This is a genomic window from Klebsiella sp. BIGb0149, assembly GCF_004362605.1.
GTDB classification, from domain to species: Bacteria; Pseudomonadota; Gammaproteobacteria; order Enterobacterales; family Enterobacteriaceae; genus Klebsiella; species Klebsiella terrigena.
The window spans coordinates 315581-330873 of the sequence record NZ_SNYG01000002.1 but is presented as its reverse complement, the minus strand read 5'-3'; the positions used below and the strand labels follow the sequence as shown (position 1 = coordinate 330873).

Annotated in this window: 13 protein-coding genes; 10 read left to right on the top strand and 3 right to left on the bottom strand. The window is 56.8% G+C overall.

Annotated elements, in window-relative coordinates:
• The first annotated feature begins 2 nt into the window (after nucleotides 1-2).
• Nucleotides 3-188 carry a YoaH family protein gene (locus tag EDF75_RS08320; protein ID WP_133598462.1) on the top strand — a complete coding sequence of 62 codons (186 nt, stop codon included), beginning with the start codon at nucleotides 3-5 and terminating at the stop codon, nucleotides 186-188.
• Between the two features lie 118 nt (nucleotides 189-306).
• Here EDF75_RS08320 and EDF75_RS08315 read toward each other — a convergent pair whose 3' ends face one another.
• Both EDF75_RS08315 and EDF75_RS08310 read right to left on the bottom strand, forming a co-directional pair.
• Entirely contained in the window at nucleotides 307-2304 is a 1998-nt protein-coding gene (locus EDF75_RS08315) for a heparinase II/III domain-containing protein (RefSeq protein WP_133598460.1), read from the bottom strand.
• Nucleotides 2304-3542, bottom strand: coding sequence for an alginate lyase family protein (locus EDF75_RS08310; RefSeq protein ID WP_133598458.1), 1239 nt, complete (start codon nucleotides 3540-3542; stop codon nucleotides 2304-2306). Before EDF75_RS08310 ends, EDF75_RS08315 begins: the two co-directional genes overlap by 1 nt.
• Nucleotides 3543-4069: 527 nt before the next feature.
• Here EDF75_RS08310 and EDF75_RS08305 point away from each other — a divergent pair.
• The 5 genes from EDF75_RS08305 to EDF75_RS08285 are packed head-to-tail and all read left to right on the top strand — an operon-like array spanning nucleotide 4070 to nucleotide 9416.
• Nucleotides 4070-5359, top strand: a complete 1290-nt coding sequence (locus EDF75_RS08305) for an ABC transporter substrate-binding protein (protein WP_133598457.1) — start codon at nucleotides 4070-4072, stop codon at nucleotides 5357-5359.
• 11 nt (nucleotides 5360-5370) lie between these two features.
• Nucleotides 5371-6312 carry a carbohydrate ABC transporter permease gene (locus EDF75_RS08300; protein ID WP_243733520.1) on the top strand — a complete coding sequence of 314 codons (942 nt, stop codon included), beginning with the start codon at nucleotides 5371-5373 and terminating at the stop codon, nucleotides 6310-6312.
• A 9-nt stretch (nucleotides 6313-6321) separates the two neighbouring features.
• Nucleotides 6322-7161, top strand: a complete 840-nt coding sequence (locus EDF75_RS08295) for a carbohydrate ABC transporter permease (protein ID WP_133598455.1) — start codon at nucleotides 6322-6324, stop codon at nucleotides 7159-7161.
• A gap of 10 nt (nucleotides 7162-7171) precedes the next feature.
• Nucleotides 7172-8266, top strand: a complete 1095-nt coding sequence (locus EDF75_RS08290; RefSeq protein ID WP_133598453.1) for an ABC transporter ATP-binding protein — start codon at nucleotides 7172-7174, stop codon at nucleotides 8264-8266.
• Nucleotides 8267-8273: 7 nt separating this feature from the next.
• Complete coding sequence (locus EDF75_RS08285) at nucleotides 8274-9416, top strand: alginate lyase family protein (RefSeq protein WP_133599411.1); 1143 nt, start codon at nucleotides 8274-8276, stop codon at nucleotides 9414-9416.
• 62 nt (nucleotides 9417-9478) lie between these two features.
• Here EDF75_RS08285 and EDF75_RS08280 read toward each other — a convergent pair whose 3' ends face one another.
• Complete coding sequence (locus EDF75_RS08280) at nucleotides 9479-9823, bottom strand: RidA family protein (RefSeq protein ID WP_133598450.1); 345 nt, start codon at nucleotides 9821-9823, stop codon at nucleotides 9479-9481.
• A 194-nt stretch (nucleotides 9824-10017) separates the two neighbouring features.
• Between EDF75_RS08280 and EDF75_RS08275 the strand changes: the two genes are divergently transcribed.
• From EDF75_RS08275 to fadD, 4 genes are all read left to right on the top strand, one after another.
• A complete protein-coding gene (locus tag EDF75_RS08275) occupies nucleotides 10018-11928 on the top strand; it encodes an ATP-dependent DNA helicase (protein ID WP_133598448.1) in 1911 nt (636 codons plus the stop codon).
• 67 nt (nucleotides 11929-11995) lie between these two features.
• Entirely contained in the window at nucleotides 11996-12691 is a 696-nt protein-coding gene (gene tsaB / locus EDF75_RS08270) for a tRNA (adenosine(37)-N6)-threonylcarbamoyltransferase complex dimerization subunit type 1 TsaB (RefSeq protein WP_133598446.1), read from the top strand.
• Between the two features lie 38 nt (nucleotides 12692-12729).
• On the top strand, nucleotides 12730-13338 hold the full coding sequence (locus EDF75_RS08265) for a Slp family lipoprotein (protein WP_133598444.1): 609 nt from the start codon (nucleotides 12730-12732) through the stop codon (nucleotides 13336-13338).
• Nucleotides 13339-13557: 219 nt separating this feature from the next.
• The gene (fadD, locus tag EDF75_RS08260) at nucleotides 13558-15243 is read left to right on the top strand and encodes a long-chain-fatty-acid--CoA ligase FadD (RefSeq protein WP_133598442.1); all 1686 of its coding nucleotides are present in this window, start codon (nucleotides 13558-13560) and stop codon (nucleotides 15241-15243) included.
• Nucleotides 15244-15293: the final 50 nt, after the last annotated feature.

Below are 15293 nucleotides of genomic sequence, written 5' to 3'. Positions count from 1 at the left end.
TTATGTTTGCAGGTTTACCTTCGCTGAGCCACGAGCAGCAGCAAAAAGCAGTAGAGCGTATCCAGGAGCTGATGTCGCAGGGGATGAGCAGCGGTGAGGCGATTCGCCTGGTGGCCAACGAACTGCGCGCCACGCATACCGGGGACCGGATCGTAGCGCGCTTTGAAGATGATGAAGACGATGAGTAAGTAAATAGCGTCTTTGATATATCAGCAGGGGAGCCCGTTCCCTGACAGTCCCCCCTTCGGGCCGATGATTACCGGCGAAAAAAGTTAAACGCGCCCTCCGTTACCGGAAGGCGGCGGGTCAAATAATCGCATCTGGCAGCAGGCCGGGATCTTCATGCAGCGTTACGTGGGTCACGCGCTCACCACGCCAGAAGTTCAACTGAGTACCGAGGGGCGTGTGATGTACGCTCACTTCGGTCAGCGGTGACGTTTTCGCCAGATCCCAAACACAACAAAAACGCGCCTGCGGCAGATGGTTGCGTAATACCAGATAGCTGAGGTCGTCGATCGCCGGATTATCGGGAGCCAGCCCTTGCCACAGTTCACCGTCACCGGCTAGCCACAGGGCAAAGGTGTCGTTCTCGCGGGCAAAGTGGCGCGGCTGACAGCCGTGAAGCGGCGTCACGGTTGAGTCCCGCATATTACGCAGCGGCCCTTTGAGCGAAAAGGGTTGCGGCATGCCGCTTTGGTCGAGCGCCTTCGCGGCCAGATGCAGCGTCCAGTCGAGCTGCTGACGATGCGGGTTTTCCACCGTTGACAGGTCAATCAGCACATCCTCCAGCCACAGCAGGCGACGGCGAAAGCGCACTTCGCGCCATGCCTCGACATCCCATTCTACCCGCGTATGGCTGTTAAGCGTTGGCGGCGGCTTCTTCCAGTTAACTTCGGCGTCGATCCAGTGATAATCATCGCCCATATGCCAGCCTAAGACCTCGGTGTTGGCAGGCGGCTGATTGGTCTGGTTGACGGACAGCGTGTTGTGGGTGGCGCTGTTTTTGTAATAATCGTAGTGCATTTTCGCACCGTAGCCCGTGGTGCCGAGATCCGGAAGTAACCAGCCGTTGCGTTGCCACAGCATCAGACTCAGCCGATCGTAGTGATCGTGCTCGCCGCCCCAGGGGCTGTGTTTGATCAACACCGCCAACTGCTGCTGCGGGCGTCGCCACAGCGTCAGCCCGGCGCCCGGAGCAAAGATCGAGCGTTGCGGGATCGGATTGATTGTGGTTTCAGGCAGCGCCCGGTCGCGCCACAGCAGCGTCTCCCGCCAATCCGCGTCATCTTCAGTCAACTGCAGGACCGACGCGTAGAGCGGGTCATGCCAGATAAACCAGGCAAATTCGTACAGATCGCGGTGATACAGCTTCTCTTGTCCGGCGAGGCAATCGTTCAGTCGTGGGAAGGTACCGTCAGGGAGCACAAGCGAGAGTGGGAAACTGAGCATTCGTGGATACCACGGGCCATCAAGCAGGCTCCAGCGGGTGCCACGCGCCAGCTTCTCAAAGGCAAAGAACCCCTGCAGCGCGTAGTAGTGGTAGTGAATCGAACCTTCAAACCATAAACCTTCAGCCAGTAATCCATGCTCGAGCTGCCAGCGTAGGCCGTAGGGCTGATTTACGGCAAAATCCAGCAGGCGCTCATCTTCCAGCACAAACCCCAGCACCCCGAGCGCCGCGCTGATTTTCACTTCATGGTTATGGATTTGTGGGCTGCGATGCGCGCGCAGAAACGTTGCCGCGCAGCGCAGCAGGGTCTCGCCAATGTGCTGCTGCTCATCGGGCGGTAAGCTGTCGCGAATAAAATCATATCCTAGCGCCATATCCAGAATGCAGTTGGCTTCGCACAGCGTCTGGGCATTCATTTTGCCAGGACCATTGTGCGGGATATCGCCATGGACTTTATAGTCGGGATAAACATCCGCATAGCCCATTAGCAGCGTGCGGACTTTGTCGCGGTACGGCGTTTCCCCGGTCAGACGCCAGAGCAGCCCCAGCTGCTGGCAGGCGCTGGCGTTGCGACCGTTCATTTCACGCCACCATGCGCCGTCCCAGGGCTCGCCGCTGAATGTTTCGCCATCCACCGGGCAAGCGTGCTGGTGGGGAGAGTCCGCCTGCCACGTCAGCCGCACCCCATGGTGCGGACAAAAGTAATAAAGATTCCAGCTGGCTATCCCGGTTTGCGGGATGCGAACGGCGGCTTCAAGTATCGGTTGTGCATCCTTCACGAGCCGTTCAATCTGCTCGACATTACCGGCTGCACGTCTGGCGATGTCGGGCCATAGCCCAGAAAATTGTTTCATTATTGGTTATCCCTGACCTCGGTTGACGCAGGAAGCGGGGCGATGAGCGTGGTGATATCGTCAGGATATTTCGCTCTCAGCCAGCGCGCTTTCTCGCTAAATAGCGGATTGTTCGGCCATGCGTGGGCGGCGCTCGCAATGTTGCGTAGCGCTTTTTTATCGTCCATTTTGTCGAGGTCTTTCCATGGCCACGGCGTACCGCTGTTAATAAAGCCAGCCACATATTGATAGCCTTTTTGCAGGCTATGGTCGTCGAGGGTAAAGTTCCAGATATCGACACCGGCTTTTTCGCCCAGACGTCCCAGACGGTTATAGGCTTCGAGGTTGAAGTTGCTGTAGTGCCACGGACGGGTGCGCTCAAGCTCAGCCATCTGGCGGCCTTGCATATCAAACTGCCCGGCGATACGGCGCAATTGAGTGATGTACAGGCGCTTTTTCGCTTCTTCGATTTTGCCGCTGAACAGCGCAAAGGTGGCGGCTTGCATATCAAAATAAGTGCCGTGATTGTTGTGCCAGTTCTCTTCTTCAAAGCCGTTCTGGCTGGTGGTCATCCAGTGATAAAACTCGCCGAACCACTGTTTAAGCGCCGTTACGTCCGTTTCACTCAGCGCGCTGGATGATTGCAGCAGGGCGATGGCATCAACCACCTCAACCAGCGCCCGGCTATCGATAATGCCAATGCCACGTCCGGTATTAATCCCGGGGATGGCCTGCGCGTATTGCAGGTTCGGGGTCATGCGGGTATTGGCGTCGAGGAACCAGCTTTTAATCTGTTGAACGGCCTTCTGCGCGTAGCGTTCATCCTGAGAGAAATACCATGCCAGCGCCAGCGTCGAGACATCGTTGCTCATTTTCACCAGGCGATTTTTATCAGTGGCATTACTGTTTGCGTCCGGGTTAGTTTGCCCATCTTTGCGGATGTACGGCAGACCGTCTTTGGTCTCCGGGTTTGGCCACCAGTACGGCGGAAAGCTGTAGTAATCGTGCTTATTGCCGCTGGCGGCGACCAGCGTTTTATCCATCACCGAAAGCAGCGGATGTTTAAGCGCCAGATCCGCCTTGTTGAACAGCGCGCTTGCTGCCTGCACGAACAGCGGGTCTTTAGCCGCTATCTGCTGGCGGCTATAGGCTAAATCTTTACCGTCAAGGGTATAGGGTTCAGCGGCATACAGGGATGCACTGACGCTACAACAGAGAAGCGTAATGCCTAATATTCCTCGGCGAGGTATTGAATACATAGTAATAACCCTTCTTCAAATATGAGAAAAGATAACAAGAGAATTATGCCTGTTGCGTATTTCCATGACGCAAAAGGTAGGCGGATTAATTAAAAAATAATGCTTTGATGAATAGCATGGCGTGCAGTGTAAAAGACAAAGTAATTTTTTTTGTGATGTTCATCATGATTGTTGCGGCGGATGAGAAATGACTCATTTAATGCGGTATAGTTCACGGTTTTCGATGTTTTTCAATTTTTATTGATAAATTTAACAAAATAAATAAGTTTATAACTGATTGATTTTTAAATATTAAGTTTTTATGTCACTTTTTGTGTCACTCTTTTATGTGATCTGATTCAACTTTTAAGTTTTTGAAATGCGATTTCTTTTTTGTGTGGTTGTATTGAGAAATACATTTCTATTTAATGTTTGGAAATACTTTTTTATGCATATTGAATTAATGCCGCGATGTTAATCGCGCTCACAGAAAAACAGCTGTTGCGAATTTAATTACCGTTGTGCCCTACAATAAAGGATATGCAATCATGTCTGCGAATAAATTACGTTCATTATTACTTGTTACTGCTCTGGGCGTTGGCGTCGGGCAAAGCTACGCCGCCACGACCCTTAACGTGTGGATCCGTGCAAGCAATGACTCCAAAAATATCTATAAACAAGAGGCTGAAAAGTTCGAAGAGAATACCGGCATTAAAATTGAGTATTTCAACGCCACGACTGATTTTGAACAGCGCCTGGCGAGGGCGACGGCGGGCAACGCCTTACCGGACCTGATTTTTAACGATGCGGCATCGCTGGGACAGTTTATTCAACTGGGCATTGCGGAAGAGATCGACCCCTCAGGTATTAAGGGGGGTGACCAGCTGTATCAGACCGCCTGGAACAGTACCCGCTATATCGACGGCAAATACTATGGCGTTCCAACATCCGCGCAAACCTTCGCGCTATTTGTGCGCAAGGACTGGCGCGAGAAATTAGGCCTGCCGCAGCCGAAAAGTTGGGATGATATTCAAACGCTGGCCAAAGCCTTTACCACCCAGGACCCGGACGGGAACGGCAAAAACGACACTTACGGATTTGTTGTTCCGGCGTCCACGACCCGTGGCTATGCCAGCTGGTTTATGAGCAGCTTTATCTGGCAGGCGGGCGGTGATTTTGTCAAAGAGAATAACGGCAAGTTCAGCGCCTCGCTGCAAACCCCGCAAGTCGCGCAGGCGTTGACGTTTATGCGTACCATGATGTGTGAAAAAGTCACCCAGCCGGGGGCGATTAACGCCACCACCGCCGACGTTATCCCATCCTTCCGTTCCGGACAAAGCGGCATGTTCTTTAGCGGCCCATACCACATCGCGCTGTTTGATAAAGACCCGGGCAAAGACAGCTTTGAGGTCTTGCCGGTGGTGGGGCCAAAAGGGGAAGCGACTCTGGCTGAAGGGACCTCCGTCTTTATGATGAAAAGCAGCAAGCAAAAAGAGGCGGCGCGTAAATTTATCGAATTTATGATTTCGACCGAAGGCCAGGAAATTGGCATGGGTAAAGGCAGCAAGCACATTCCGGTGGTACGCCTGCCGGTAAATAAAAATGTCGATGTCAAAGCAGTCTATCAGGACCCGCGCTGGGAAACCTTCGCTCGGCTCTACAACGAGCAGGGCCGTTACGTACCGCAAATTCCGAACTGGACGCCGGTTCGTCAGGTGGCTGCCGATGGCTTTAACCGTATTTTCGCCGATTGCAACAGCGATATTGCCGCTGAGCTGAAAGCGATAGATGGCAAGGTCGACGCCGAGTTGCAAAAGCAAAATGTGCTGGCTAAGTGAGGGAGTAAGTTATGACGCTGCATGAGACGAAGTCTTCGCCGCTAAAGCAAACCGCTTCGCCTGACGCCACCGGATGGTTGACGCCAAAGCGCAAGCGGGCGCTGATTCCGTGGCTGTTTTTAGCCCCGGCGCTGATTATTTTTAGCTGGTTTAAGTTCATCCCGATGATTCAGGGGCTGGTGATGAGCTTTTACAAGGTTAACTTTAACCAGCCGGACGAGTGGGTGGGATTGGCGAACTTTACCCGCGCTTTCGCCGACGTTGAGCTACATGCGGCAGTGGTGAATACCCTGCTGTACGTGGTGGCGACCATGTTTGCCGCCGCAATCCTGGCGTTTTTCCTCGCCATGCTGCTTGAAGGGCCAGCGCGCCACCTGCGATTTATTCGCACCGCCATCTTTTTACCGGCAGTGACCAGCGCGGCAATTGTCGCCGAAATGTGGCGCATCCTGTTTAACCCTACGCCAAACGGGGTGGTAAACCATATTCTGAGCTGGTTTGGCGTAGCCGATCAGGGTTTCCTTGCCAGCTCCGATCAGGCGCTGGGGGTTATCATGTTGCTGCATATCTGGAAAGCAGTGCCCTACAACATGGTGATTTTTATTGCCGGGCTGGCGGGCATCAGCCGCGATCTGTACGACGCCTCGAACGTTGACGGCGCAAACTGGTGGAACCGCCTGCGTTACGTCACCCTGCCCGGAATGATCCCGGCGCTGTCGGTGGTGCTGATGCTCTCCTTTATTCGTGGTTTCCGCGTCTTTGCGGAAGTGTACGCCACCACCGGCGGCGGGCCCTCTAACGCCACGGAAATGGTCATGACCCACATCTATAAACTGGGTTTTGAGCAGTTCGACTATGGCTACGCCTCGGCGGTGTCGTTCCTGCTGTTCACCTTTACGGTGATCTTAACCATCTGTCATTTAACGCTAAAAAAACGTATCGCACGTTACTAAGGAGCCGTGATGTTAAGTAAACGTTGGGATACCGCAGGACGCTGGTGCATTTACGCGCTGTTGTTGATTGTTTTTGTCGGCCCGTTCTGGGGCATCGTCGCCACCGCGTTCAGCGGCGCGCCGGTCAAGCCGGGCGAACTGTTGGCCTGGCCGCATCAGTTCTCCTTCGATAACTTTATCTTCGCCTGGATGGATATCGGCGTCTGGCAGTACCTGCTGAACTCAGTGCTGGTGGTGTTCTTCGGCACAGTTTTGCAGGTCTCGGTGAGCGCGCTGGCGGCCTACGCGCTGGCACGCAAAAAGTTTCGCGGCGTGGCGCTGGTCAGTCTGGTGATTTTGTCCACCATGATGCTGCCGGAAGAGGTTATCGCCATTCCGCTGTACATGATTATTAACTGGCGGCTGCCGTTTATCGATGCGTCGCTCTACAACAGCTACCTCGGGATGATTCTGCCGGTGGTGGGCTGGGCATTCTCCATCTTTGTGCTGACCGAGTTTATGTCGGCCATCCCGAAAGAGCTGGAAGAGGCGGCACGCATCGACGGCGCTAACGAATGGCAAATCTTCTTCCATGTGATCCTCCCGCTGGTGAAACCGGCGCTCGGCACGGTAGTAACCTTTGGCTTCATCATGATTTGGGACCAGTACCTGCTGCCGCTGATTGTGGTTAACCAGGACAGCCTGAACACCATTCCGGTGATCCTCGGTACGCTGCGTACCGATGAGAGCATCACACCGAACATTTTTATCGCCATTACGCTACTGGCGATGCTGCCAAGCATCATCGTCTATCTGGGTCTGCAAAAACATTTCAATCGCGGGATTATGTCCGGCGCGGTCAAAGGATAAGGAGTTACCTATGGGATCTGTTGTATTGAATAGCGTGCGGAAGTCTTATGGTGATGCGCACGTCATTAAAGACGTGTCGCTGACTATCCCGGACGGTGAGTTCTGCGTCCTTGTCGGGCCAAGCGGCTGCGGCAAATCGACCCTGCTGCGCATGATTGCCGGGCTGGAAGAGATATCCGCTGGTGAAGTGCATATTAATGAACGCAACGTCACCGATGTGGAACCGAAGCGGCGTGATATCGCGATGGTGTTCCAGAGCTACGCGCTGTATCCGCAGATGACGGTGCGCGAAAACATGGGCTTTGCGCTGAAAATGTCGCGGTTGCCGAAGGCGGAAATCAACCAGAAGGTTAACGATGCGGCGGCGTTGTTGGGGCTGGAACCGCTGCTTGAGCGTTTGCCAAAAGATCTCTCCGGCGGTCAACGTCAACGTGTGGCGATGGGACGCGCCATTGTACGTAAGCCGCAGGTATTCTTGTTTGATGAACCGTTATCAAACCTCGATGCCAAGCTGCGTACCCAGGTGCGCGGTGAAATCCGCGAGCTGCATCGTCGGTTGAAAACCACCTCGGTATACGTGACGCACGATCAGATTGAAGCCATGACCATGGGGCAAATGATCGTCGTGCTGCGCGACGGGCGAATCGAGCAGGCGGGCACCCCGCTGGCGCTGTACGACCAGCCGGCGAACCTGTTTGTCGCCGGTTTTATCGGCTCACCGGAGATCAACCAGCTGCAGGGCGAAGTGGTGCTTAACGGCAACATCGCCGCTCTGCGTCTGAAGGACGGTTCGCTGCTGGCGCTGCCTGCGGGATCGCGGGTGCAAAACGGGCAGCAGGTGGTCTACGCTATTCGCCCGGAGCAGGTCAACGTGGTGCACGAAGCGCGCGACGACGCGCTGGCGGCAAAGGTCACGGCGGTGGAGAATACCGGCTCGGATATGCAGCTGTTCTGCGATACCGGCGGCGGGGCATTCACTTCGGTGTTCAAACAGCGTCTGGCGGTCAAGGAGGGCGATAATATCTGGCTGCAGCCGAAGCTTTCCGGCGTGCATCTGTTTGATGCGCAAAGCGGCCTGCGCATCGCCTGTGCGGAGGATGAATAAGGTGGCGATGAAGCTGTACACCCTTGATGAAAGCTGTCTTGAGAATGCCCGCGCGGGACTAAAGCAGCCATTTTCTCCACTCCAGCAGGCGCTCGGGAAACTGGTGACGGAAGCGGACTTGCTGCGCCGCGAGCCGCCGGAAAGCGTGGTGCATAAAAAACTGCGTCCGGCGAGCGGCGACGCCCATGATTACTACAGTCTTGGTACCTACTGGTGGCCTAATCCGCGGCGGCCCAGCGGGCTGCCCTATATTCGCCGCGACGGGCATATCAATCCGCAGTGCGAAAATAACGACACCGACACCACGCGCATTATCCGCATGTGCGAACGTTGCCTGACGCTGGGGCTGGCCTGGTATTTCACCGGCCAGCGACAGTACGCGCAGGCCGCCGCGCAGCAGATCCGCTGCTGGTTTCTTGATGCGGATACGCGGATGAACCCGCATCTGAACTACGGTCAGGCGATCCCGGGGATTGTCTCCGGTCGCGGTACCGGGCTTATCGACACGCGCCTGCTATGGATGGTGGTTGACACCATCGGACTGATTAATGCGGCAAGCGTGCTGGATACGGATGATATCATCGGCCTGCACCAGTGGTTCCGCGACTTCAACCATTGGATGTATTACAGCGAAATAGGCCATTCTGAGTATGTCTGGCACAACAACCACGGCACCTGGTATGACGCCCAGCGTGCGGTGAACGCGCTGTTCTATGGCGATAAAGGCCTGGTGGCGCGGATAATCGAGCAGGGCATTACCCAACGGATGGCGGCGCAAATCGACCAGGACGGCAAGCAGACGATGGAACTGGAGCGCACCATTCCGTTTCACTATTCGCTGTTTAACCTGGAAGCGCATCTGCTGCTTAACCGCTACGCTGAACACGTTGAGTTCGATCGCTGGAATACAGTCCGCGACGGGCGAGGGGTGAAGCAGGGGATTGATTATCTGGTGCCGTTTATCCGTGAGCCGGACCTGTGGCCGTATAGCGACTTGCAGGGAATTGTCTGGGATAGCGCGCTAAGAGTGTTACTGCAGTCGGCGCGGGGATATCCGCAGCAGCTGGCAACCTATCGCGAAGCCCTGAAGTGCTTGCCTTCGGAGACGTTACCGTTAAAAGAGCAGTTGATGTGGTGCCCGGCCAGATAGGGCAGGTACCTTTCCGGGCGAGGCGCCTGCGCCGACCCCGGAAAGGCTCAGCGTAAAAGTGCTTACGCCGCGGCGATAATTTTAATTTCGACTTTGTATTCTGCTTTCATCAGCGCGGCCTGCACGGTGCAGCGAACCGGCGCGTGACCGGCAACAACCCAGGCGTCCCAGGCTCTGTTCATCGCGGCAAAATCGCTTTTGTCCGCAAGGAAAATGGTGGCGTCGAGAATACGCGACTTGTTGCTGCCCTGTTTCTCAAGCACCGCGTCAATCTGCGCCAGGGTGTTGGCGGTTTGCTCTTCAGCGCCCGCGTCGAGATTTGCCGGCACGCCGGTGTAGTACAGGGTCTGGTTGTGGATCACCACATCAGACCAGCGGGCTTCCGCATCGATACGCGTAATAGTCATTTCAGTTTCCTCTCAATCCAATGAATTTCAGGCGGCGTTGCCGGCAGAACCGGCGCGGGAACCGCCCGAAAGACGACGGGTATATCCGTTTGACGGGGGCAAGACTGCCATAATGTTCCGCTCGCGTCACTACCCGGGCTGGTGAAAAGAGCTCCTCCCTGACATAATCACTGTCCAAATAACCAGGGGGCATTGTGATCGACGATTTTGCAGCAGACGGCCAGTTGGCCAACGCGATTCCGGGATTCAAACCGCGCGAGCCGCAGCGCCTGATGGCGGTGGCGGTGACGCAGGCTATTGAGGAAACGCGGCCTCTGGTGGTTGAAGCGGGGACCGGAACCGGTAAAACCTACGCCTACCTGGCGCCCGCGCTGCGGGCCAACAAAAAGGTGATTATCTCCACCGGCTCGAAGGCGCTGCAGGATCAGCTCTACAGCCGCGACCTGCCTACCGTCGCTACGGCGCTGAAATTTACCGGCAAGCTGGCGCTGCTGAAAGGGCGGTCGAACTACCTGTGCCTGGAGCGTCTCGAGCAGCAGGCGCTGGCCGGGGGCGATCTGCCGGTGCAGGTTCTGAGCGATGTCATCCTGCTGCGATCTTGGTCTAACCAAACGATTGACGGCGACGTCAGCACCTGCGTCAGCGTGGCGGAGGACTCGCAGGCCTGGCCGCTGGTCACCAGCACCAACGACAACTGCCTTGGCAGCGATTGCCCGCTGTATAAAGAGTGCTTTGTGGTTAAGGCGCGTAAAAAGGCGATGGATGCCGACGTGGTGGTGGTCAACCATCACCTGTTCCTCGCCGATATGGTGGTTAAAGAGAGCGGCTTCGCCGAGCTCATCCCCGAGGCTGAAGTGATGATCTTCGATGAAGCGCATCAGCTGCCGGATATCGCCAGCCAGTATTTTGGCCAGTCGCTCTCCAGCCGCCAGCTGCAGGACCTGGCGAAAGACATCACCATCGCCTACCGCACCGAACTGAAAGATACCCAGCAGCTGCAAAAATGCGCCGATCGCCTGGCCCAGAGCGCGCAGGATTTTCGCCTGCAGCTCGGGGACCCCGGCTATCGCGGCAACCTGCGCGACCTGCTGGCCGATAGCCATATCCAGCGCGCGCTGCTGCTGCTCGATGACGCGCTGGAGCTCTGTTACGACGTGGCGAAGCTCTCCCTTGGGCGCTCCGCGCTGCTGGATGCCGCCTTTGAGCGGGCGACGGTTTACCGCGCGCGGCTCAAGCGGCTGAAAGAGATTAACCAGCCGGGCTTCAGCTACTGGTACGAGTGCACCTCGCGCCACTTTACGCTGGCCTTGACCCCGCTGACCGTCGCCGAAAAGTTTAAAGAAGTGATGGCGCAAAAGCCCGGCAGCTGGATTTTCACCTCGGCAACGCTGTCGGTAAATGACGATCTGCGCCACTTTACCTCTCGCCTCGGGATTGAAGAGGCCGAGTCGCTGCTGCTGCCCAGCCCGTTTGATTATGCTCACCAGACGCTGCTCTGCGTGCCGCGCAATCTTCCGCTGCCGAATCAGCCCGGCGCGGCGCGTCACCTGGCGGCGATGCTCAAGCCGCTGATTGAGGCTAACGACGGGCGCTGCTTTATGCTGTGCACCTCCCACGCTATGATGCGCGATCTGGCGGAGCAGTTCCGCGCCACCATGACGCTGCCGGTTCTCCTGCAGGGGGAAACCAGCAAAGGCCAGCTGCTGCAGCAGTTCGTCAGCGCCGGCAACGCGCTGCTGGTGGCGACCAGCAGCTTCTGGGAAGGGGTCGACGTGCGCGGCGATGCGCTCTCTTTGGTGATTATCGACAAGCTTCCCTTCACCTCTCCCGACGATCCGCTGCTGAAAGCGCGAATGGAAGACTGCCGGCTGCGCGGCGGAGACCCGTTCGACGAGGTTCAGCTGCCGGATGCGGTGATCACCCTCAAGCAGGGCGTAGGGCGACTGATCCGCGATATTGACGACCGCGGCGTGCTGGTCATTTGCGATAACCGTCTGGTGATGCGCCCCTACGGCGCGGTATTCCTCGCCAGCCTGCCCCCGGCGCCGCGAACCCGCGATATCCGCCGGGCGGTGCGCTTTCTCGCCGTGCCGCCGGGGCGGTGATCCGGCGTAAAATGTGATAAACTGCGCGCCATTTTGTCAATCTGCTATAGCGAGAGCGCGACAACCCATGCGAATTTTAGCTATCGATACCGCCACGGAGGCCTGCTCCGCGGCGCTGTGGAATGATGGCACCCTTTGTGCTCATTTTGAAATCTGCCCCCGCGAACATACGCAACGTATTCTGCCTCTGGTGCAGGATGTCCTTAACGAAAGCAACGTCCTGCTGACCGACCTGGATGCGCTGGCGTTCGGCCGCGGGCCGGGTAGCTTTACCGGCGTGCGCATCGGCATCGGCATTGCGCAGGGCCTGGCGCTTGGCGCCGAACTGCCGATGATCGGCGTTTCTACGCTGGCCACCATGGCGCAGGGCGCATGGCGTAAAACCGGCGCTACCCGCGTGCTGGCAGCCATTGATGCCCGCATGGGCGAGGTTTACTGGGCGGAATATCAGCGCGACGAACGGGGCGTCTGGCACGGCGAAGAGACCGAAGCGGTCCTCAAGCCGGAGGCCGTCAGCGAGCGTCTGCAGCAGCTGGAGGGAAGCTGGGCAACGGTTGGCACCGGCTGGCCGGCGTGGCCCGATCTGGCGAAGGACTCCTCGCTGACCTTAACCGACGGCGAAATTGAGCTGCCGGCAGCGGAAGACATGCTGCCGCTGGCCTGCCATCTGCTTTCCGTTGGAAAAACCGTTGCCGTAGAGCACGCCGAGCCGGTTTATTTGCGTAACAACGTGGCCTGGAAGAAACTTCCTGGCCGTGGATGAATCTCAGTAAGCATAAGACTGAGAGAAGGAGTCGCATCATGGCGGGTCAAACTAAAGTAGTACGTTGGCTGTTGGCGGGCGCCGCTGCCGCCGCGTTAAGTGGCTGCGTTTCGGTACCGGATGCCATCAAAGGCTCTACCCCGACGCCGCAGCAGGATTTAGTGCGGGTTATGGCCGCACCGCAGCTGTACGTTGGCCAGGAAGCTCGCTTTGGCGGCAAAGTGGTCAACATCACGAATCAGCAGGGCAAAACCCGCTTAGAAATTGCCACGGTGCCGCTGGACAGCGCTGCCCGGCCGGAGCTGGGCGAGCCTTCGCGCGGGCGTATCCTCGCCGACGTTAACGGCTTCCTCGACCCGGTCGACTTCCGCGGTCACCTGGTGACGGTAGTTGGCCCGATTACCGGCGTTGTCGACGGTAAGGTCGGCGGCACGCCGTACAAGTTTATGCAGATGAACGCCACCGGCTATAAGCGCTGGAACGTTGTGCAGCAGGTGGTTATGCCGCCGCAGCCGATTGACCCGTGGATGGTCGGCCCGCGTCCGTGGCGCTACGGCTACGGCTACGGTTATGGCGGCTGGGGCTACGGTGGAATGGGCTGGTATAATCCGGGTCCTGCGGAAGTAAGAAATGTGGTAACCGAATGATTTTGCGGTTTTTATAAGCTATTTGAAAGCTAAAAGAAACAGCGGCCTGCCCGCTGTTTCGTCATTTTTGGTCTGATAAGAAAAATAAATAGTGACGCGCTTCGCAACCTGCAAAACGCCTAATTAATAAACTGGTACGCTGAGTTAATATAATGTTAACAGAATGTTTGTTGATCAGGGGCTGTGATGACGACGAATAACTATTTCAGAGGTGATGCAGTGAAAAAGGTTTGGCTAAACCGTTATCCCGCCGATGTTCCTGCGGAGATAAATCCTGACCGCTATCAATCCCTGGTTGAATTGTTTGAACACGCCGCCACGCGCTATGCCGACCAGCCGGCGTTTATCAACATGGGTGAGGTGATGACCTATCGTAAGCTGGAGGAGCGCAGCCGCGCCTTCGCCGCTTACCTTCAGCAGGGCCTGGGGCTGCAAAAGGGCGACCGCGTGGCGCTGATGATGCCTAACCTGCTGCAGTACCCCATTGCGCTGTTCGGGATCCTGCGCGCCGGGATGATCGTGGTTAACGTCAACCCGCTGTATACGCCGCGCGAGCTTGAGCATCAGCTTAACGACAGCGGCGCCGCGGCGATTGTGATCGTCTCAAACTTTGCGCATACCCTCGAGAAGGTGGTCGATAAAACCCAGGTCAGGCACGTTATCCTGACGCGAATGGGCGATCAGCTGTCGACGGCGAAAGGGACCCTGGTTAACTTTGTCGTCAAGTATATCAAGCGGCTGGTGCCGAAATATCATCTGCCCGACGCTATTTCGTTTCGCAGCGCGCTGCAGCACGGCTACCGGATGCAGTACGTCAAACCGGAAATCGTCTGTGAAGACCTGGCATTCCTGCAGTACACCGGCGGGACAACCGGCGTAGCGAAAGGGGCCATGCTGACCCATCGCAATATGCTGGCCAACCTTGAGCAGGTCAACGCCACCTACGGGCCGCTGCTGCACCGGGGTAAAGAGCTGGTGGTGACGGCTTTACCGCTGTACCACATTTTTGCGCTGACCATGAACTGCCTGCTGTTTATCGAGCTTGGCGGGCAGAACCTGCTGATTACCAACCCGCGTGACATTCCGGGGCTGGTGAAGGAGCTGGCTAAATATCCGTTTACCGCGATGACCGGGGTCAATACCCTGTTTAACGCCTTACTGAATAACAAAGAGTTTCAGCAGCTCGATTTCTCCACGCTGCACCTCTCCGCCGGCGGCGGGATGCCGGTCCAGCAGGTGGTGGCCGAACGCTGGGTGAAGCTTACCGGACAGTATCTGCTGGAGGGCTACGGCCTCACCGAGTGCGCGCCGCTGGTTAGCGTTAACCCGCACGATATTGACTACCACAGCGGAAGCATCGGGCTTCCGGTGCCGTCGACCGAAGCGAAGCTGGTGGACGATGACGATAACGAAGTCGCCCCGGGCGAGCCGGGCGAGCTGTGCGTGAAAGGCCCGCAGGTGATGCTGGGTTACTGGCAGCGTCCGGACGCCACCGCGGAGATCATCAAAGACGGCTGGCTGCACACCGGCGATATCGCGGTGATGGACGACGATGGCTTCCTGCGGATTGTCGATCGTAAGAAAGATATGATTCTGGTTTCCGGATTTAACGTCTACCCCAACGAAATTGAAGACGTGGTGATGCAGCACTCCGGCGTTCAGGAAGTGGCTGCGGTCGGCGTACCGTCCGGCAGCAGCGGCGAAGCGGTGAAGATTTTTGTCGTCAAGAAAGAGGCGACGCTGAGCGAAGAGGCGCTGATCGCCTTCTGCCGCCGCCAGCTGACGGGCTATAAGGTTCCCAAGCTGGTTGAGTTTCGTGATGAGCTGCCAAAATCGAACGTCGGGAAAATTTTACGGCGAGAACTTCGTGACGAAGCTCGCGCTAAAGTAGACAATAAAGCCTGAGCTAAGAGTGAATCGCCAGACGCCGGCTAAGCCGGCGTTTTTTATGGGCG